The following is a 3,640-nucleotide window of genomic DNA, read 5'->3' on the forward strand; positions in this document are numbered from 1 at the left end:
TCGCTCTAAAGAGCATTTAATGAGAGGTTATTATAGCGGCATAGAAAACGGTGCTTATCAATGGGCAGGATATTGTGCAATCAACTTTTTGTTTATGTGTTTTTGGGGGACTGATTCGTTAAAAGAATTATCAGAAAAAATTGATAAGATTATCCCCGGTTTGAAAAAAGTCGATCCCAACATGGTGCAATATTATTATGCGGTTAAAGCGACTATTTATAATTTGGTTGAACCCGTTGAGGATTGGACTGTTCTTGATGAATCCTTATGGCCGAATGCCAAGGAGATCATTAAGTCTTGCCTTGAAAAAAATGATTTGTTCACGGTATTTATAGAAATAGCCTGTAAATTGTCTTTAGCCAACTGGTATTCAGATTCTCAGAAGGCGATCGACTATGCTAACTCTGCCGAAAAATATTTGATAGGCGCGGCGGGGATTTTTATTAATCCGGCTTTCCATTTTCATCAATGTCTAGCCTTATCAGTTGGGTATGACTATGCTGATGGTGAAAAACAGGCACAGTACGTGGAGAAGATTAAATCGAATCTTGAGAAATTCAAACTCTGGAGTAAACATTGTCCGAGTACCTACCTTCATCAACGTCTGCTAATCGAAGCTGAGTTGGCGCGAATTACAGGCAATGTTCTGGAAGCGCAGGATTTGTACGATCGCGCGATCGAGTCAGCGCGAGAAAATAAATTTTTGCAGAATGAAGCGCTAGCGTCGGAACTAGCAGCTAAGTTTTGGTTAGGTAAAGGTAAAGAGAAGATTGCTAAAGTCTATATGCAAGATGCCCGCTATGGCTACCAACGCTGGGGCGCAACAGCTAAAGTTAACGATTTAGATACGCGCTATCCTCAGTTATTACAAAGAAAGCCCTCGAACAGGGGAACACATAGCACAAAGCTATCTACTATCTCTACCACAACTGGCAGGAGCACTTCTTCCGATCTGGATTTGACCACAGTCATGAAAGCTTCACAAACCCTATCCGAGGAAATTGTGCTAGATAAATTACTGGCAAAATTGATGCGGATTATTATTGAGAATGCTGGAGCGCAAAAGGGCTTTTTGATTCTGGAAAAGAAGGGAAAATTGCTGATTGAAGCTGAAGGCTTTGCGGATCGAGATGGCGTGACTGTGTTGCAGTCAATCCCTGTCCAGTCTGTATGGGAACCTGATGATAAACTTCTAATCTCTCACATGATTGTTAACTATGTGGCTCGCACGCAAGAAAGTGTAGTCTTGAACGATGCTGCTAATGACCCTCAATTTGCTAATTCTTCCTATATCAAAGAGCATAAGCCTAAATCAATTTTGTGCTTTCCTCTCCAACATCAAGGTAAACTCGCAGGAATTATCTATTTAGAAAATAATCTAACCACAGAGGCTTTTACTTCCGATCGCGTAGAACTCTTAAATCTGCTTTCCTCTCAGGCAGCAATTTCCATTGAAAATGCCAGTCTCTACAATAATCTCACCGAACTCAATCAGGCTTTTGAGCGCTTCGTCCCCCGTCAATTCCTCCAAATTTTGGATAAAGAGAGCATTCTTGATGTTAAATTAGGCGACCAAGTTCAACAGGATATGTCGGTACTATTTTCCGATATTCGTGACTTCACAACTTTGTCGGAAAGTATGAACCCTCAAGACAATTTCAAATTTATCAATGCCTATTTGTCTCAAATGGAGCCAGCTATTACTGAAAATCAAGGATTTATTGATAAATATATTGGCGATGCAATTATGGCTCTATTTAGTGGCGAGGCAGATAATGCAGTGAAAGCAGGAATTGATATGCTCCATCGTCTTAGCGAATACAATCAACATCGCACCGCTTCTGGATACGTGCCGATTAAGATTGGTATTGGCATCAATACAGGTTCTTTAATACTCGGTACGGTGGGGGGAAAAAACCGGATGGATAGCACGGTGATTAGCGATGCCGTGAATTTAGCCTCGCGGATAGAAAGCTTGACTAAACAATATGGGATTTCGATGTTAATTAGTAACTACACTTTCGTGTCTTTGTCAGATTCTAACCAGTATGCTATCCGTCTGATCGATCGCGTAAAAGTTAAGGGAAAATCAAAAGCGGTCTCGATGTTTGAAGTTTTCGATGCCGATCCGCCTGAGACTTATGAGGGCAAGGCAGCCACGAAAACGCTATTTGAAGAAGCTTTGATACTCTACCATTGCCAAAAGCTTAGAGATTCTGAGCGATTATTTGCTGAGTGCCTGCGCCGCAATCCTACAGATAAAGCGGCTCAAATTTATCGACAGCGCTGCACTTAGGATCGAAAATTTAATAACTTAAACACCTCCTAGAGTTTTCTCTCCTGTAAGTTGATTTTCTCAAAGGAGGCAGAGCCTCCGGATCTGCATTACCAGGCTCTGCCTGGTAACGAGCAGATTTAATAACTTAAACACCTCCTAGAGTTTTCTCTCCTGTAAGTTGATTTTCTCAAAGGAGGCAGAGCCTCCGGATCTGCATTACCAGGCTCTGCCTGGTAACGAGCAGTCGCTTAAGTTATTAAATTTTCATTCCTTAACCCGATCGGGATTAAGGATGCGTTAGCTCAAATCTTGAAATCGGGGTTTGAGTAGCAATCGATACTATTGGCGAACTTCACGATTAATATCAATTCCGGTTGTACCGTCAGGTGATTGTTGACTGTTGACTGTTGACTGTTGACTGTTGACGGGCGGGTCGAAAAACTGAATGGTTGAGTGTTAACTGTTGACTCGATTTTATTATTCCGATGCAACCGGAAACGATATAACTGCCTTCGGTGAGCCTTTTCCGGGAATGCAACAATCATTGACTTCACTCACAAAAAATCCTTGCAATATACGGGAGGAATCTGTTCACTTTAGTTGTCCGCGAGCATATTTTGGCAAATCTTAGCAGTGATGGTACGATCGAGAATACATAGATAATATTTTTTGTCAATACGTAAGTTTTGTTCTAGATGCTCAAACCCTTGCTATTATTGCCTCTTGCTTCTTCCTTCTTGCTTGTTCTTTTTTCGTAAATTAAATGCTCGAAACGGCCGCCGCCAACATCCGAATCGTCTTAGTCGAACCCGCAGGGCCATTAAACGTGGGCTCAGTAGCCAGAGTGATGAAAAATATGGGTTTGCACCAATTAATTTTGGTCAATCCCCAGTGCGATCACTTGGGGGAAGAAGCCCGACTGATGGCCGTGCGCGCCGCCGATGTATTGGAAACGGTTAAAGTAGTAGCAACTTTACCAGAAGCTTTGGTAGGATGTGTCAGGGCGATCGCCACTACAGGAGACGACAGCCGATCGCACCCAATGCAGCTAGAAGCACCAGCCGATGCTTTACCTTGGTTGGTAGAAGCCCCCAGCGCCCTAATTTTTGGTCGAGAAGACTGCGGCTTGACTAACAGCGAATTAAACCGCGCCCAGCGCCTGATCCGCATTCCCAGCAGCAATGCTTACACCTCCCTAAATCTCGCTCAAGCAGTCGCTATTTGCTGCTACGAATTATATCGCGAGGAAGGTTCGGCAACGGATTTTGTAGCGGATGTAGCGGATGTCACGGATGTCACGGATGTCACGGATGCTACCCGGAGAAGGAAAAAGTCCGAGGGTATATTTTCCCCCTCTCCCAC

The 3,640-nt window shown here is 43.2% G+C and carries 3 protein-coding genes; 2 read left to right on the forward strand and 1 reads right to left on the reverse strand.

The window, feature by feature from the left end:
- Positions 1–2,296, forward strand: a 2,296-nt coding sequence (locus WBA89_RS07845; RefSeq protein ID WP_424405363.1) for an adenylate/guanylate cyclase domain-containing protein, incomplete at its 5' end; no start/stop codon positions are given.
- A 284-nt stretch (positions 2,297–2,580) separates the two neighbouring features.
- Here the strand turns inward: WBA89_RS07845 and WBA89_RS07850 are convergent.
- Positions 2,581–2,823, reverse strand: coding sequence for a hypothetical protein (locus WBA89_RS07850; protein WP_424405365.1), 243 nt, complete (start codon positions 2,821–2,823; stop codon positions 2,581–2,583).
- 218 nt (positions 2,824–3,041) lie between these two features.
- On the opposite strand from WBA89_RS07850, the gene WBA89_RS07855 reads away from it, so the two are divergent.
- The coding region (locus WBA89_RS07855; RefSeq protein ID WP_424405367.1) for an RNA methyltransferase at positions 3,042–3,640 on the forward strand (599 nt) is incomplete at its 3' end.

Origin of the sequence: Microcoleus sp. (genome assembly GCF_049646505.1) — a bacterium.
Taxonomy (GTDB): Bacteria; Cyanobacteriota; Cyanobacteriia; order Cyanobacteriales; family Microcoleaceae; genus Microcoleus.